We start from the raw sequence: 2,067 nt of genomic DNA, 5'->3' as shown, positions 1-2,067 counted from the left end.
CGCCTGATAGGAGATCGCGCATGATCAGCCAAGAGCAGCGTGTTGTAGTGGTGGGGGCAGGCCTGATGGGGACGGGTATCGCACATGCGTTTGCCAGCAGCGGCTTTGCTACGTCGTTGGTGGACAGCAATACCGAAGCCCTATCCAAGGCAGAGAAATCGATTTACGGGATTCTTGATGGTGGTGTGAAGCTGGGCAAACTGGCGCCTGAGCTCGCCGAAGCGGCCAAAGGACGCCTGAGTACCAACGTGAGTCTGAAGGATGCCGCCGAAGGCGCCATGCTCCTCGTCGAGACCGTCTCGGAGAACCTGGCCGTCAAGAAGGCCGTCCTGTCCGAGGGCGCCGCAGTGCTGGCACCGGGGGCGATCATCGCCACCAACACGTCGGCCCTGTCGGTCACCGAAATCGCCACCGCGGTGCCATCGCCCGAGCGGGTCATCGGCATGCACTTCTTCAACCCGGTGCACAAGATGAAGCTGGTGGAGCTGGTGCTGGGCATTGCCACCGACGTCACCACCGTGGCGGTCAGCCGGGCGTGGTGCGAAGCGATCGGCAAGACCTCGATCCTGGTCAACGAATCGCCGGGCCTGACCACCAGCCGCATGTCGGCGATGCTCGGCAACGAAGCCATGTGGATGCTTCAGGAAGGCACGGCCAGCGCTGAGGACATCGACACCGCGCTGCGGATGGGTTTCAACCACCCGATGGGTCCGCTGGAGTTGGGGGATCTGACGGGGTGGGACACCCGGCTGTCAGTGCTGCGTTACCTGCACAGCACGCTGGGAGAGAAATTCCGCCCCTGTCCGCTGATCATCAAGATGGTGGCCGCAGGCCGTTATGGACGGAAGACGGGGCATGGGGTCTACCAGTACGACGAAGCAGGGCAGCGTGTTCCGAACTCCGGTCTCAAGGCGAGCGCGCTATGAGCGCCCTTTACATCGTCGAAGCGGTCCGCACCCCGGTTGGCAGGTACAAGGGCAGCTTGGCTGGCGTGCGCGCTGACCATCTGGGCGCCCATGTTCTGAATGCTCTGCTTGAGCGGGCCGGAATCGCTGCCGAAGCCGTGGATGATGTCATCTTCGGTTGCGTGACGCAGGTCGGGGAGCAGTCCGCCAATATTGCCCGCACCGCCCTGCTTGGGGCTGGCTGGCCGGTGACGATTCCTGGTCTCACGCTCGACCGCAAGTGCGGCTCCGGAGAGGTGGCTGTGCATGTGGCCGCAGGCCTCATCGCATCGGGCAGTGCCGACGTCGTGGTGGCGGGAGGCGCCGAGAACATGAGCCGGGTACGCATGGGGGGCAACCGGGAGCTTTACGGCGAAGCCTTCGGCTGGCTGGCGGCCGACAGGTACGAGCTAACCAGCCAGGGCGAAGCGGCCGAACGGGTCGCCGAGAAATGGCAGCTGAGCCGTGAAACGCTTGATGCCTTTGCGCTCAGGAGCCATCAGAGAGCGGCCGCGGCGGCCGAGGCCGGTTATTTCAAGGCGGAAATCGCCCCGGTACCGGTCAATGCCCTGAAAGAGAAGACCTGGGCTGAACCCGCCCTCGAGCAGTTCGGCGCGGATGAAACCATCCGTCCCGACACGACCGCCGAGAAGCTGGCCACGCTGAAGAGCAGCTTCCGTCCCGAGGGTCGGATGACGGCCGGCAACTCGTCACAAATCTCCGACGGCGCTGCGGTACTGCTGCTCATGTCGGAAGCCGCGGTCAAGCGGCTGGGGGTCAAGCCCAAGGCGCGGATCCGTGCCTTCACCACCGTAGGCTCGGACCCGACGCTGATGCTGACGGGTCCGATCGCGGCCACCCGCAAGGTGCTGGGACAAGCCGGGCTGAGTCTGGGGGATATCGATCTGTATGAGGTGAACGAAGCCTTTGCGCCGGTGCCACTGATGTGGCAGCGCGAGCTGGGGGCGGACGTGGAGAAGCTGAACGTGAATGGTGGTGCGATTGCGCTGGGCCATCCCTTGGGGGCCAGTGGAGCGCGGATCATGACCTCGCTGCTGCATGAGCTGGAACGTCGGCAAGCGCGTTACGGCTTGCAGGCAATCTGCTGTGCCGGGGGAATGGG

General features: G+C 64.4%; 2 protein-coding genes. Both read left to right on the top strand.

Annotation, left to right across the window (positions count from 1 at the left end):
- The coding region (locus tag B4920_RS25710; RefSeq protein WP_254051060.1) for a 3-hydroxyacyl-CoA dehydrogenase at positions 1–926 on the top strand (926 nt) is incomplete at its 5' end.
- A partial coding sequence (locus tag B4920_RS25705; RefSeq protein WP_079437583.1) for a thiolase family protein occupies positions 923–2,067 on the top strand: 1,145 nt, incomplete at its 3' end. The genes B4920_RS25710 and B4920_RS25705, both read left to right, overlap by 4 nt.

It is taken from the genome of Zoogloea sp. LCSB751 (assembly GCF_002028455.1).
GTDB lineage: Bacteria > Pseudomonadota > Gammaproteobacteria > Burkholderiales > Rhodocyclaceae > Zoogloea.
The sequence above is the reverse complement of the archived record's forward strand: the minus strand, read 5'-3'. Positions and strand labels throughout refer to the sequence as shown.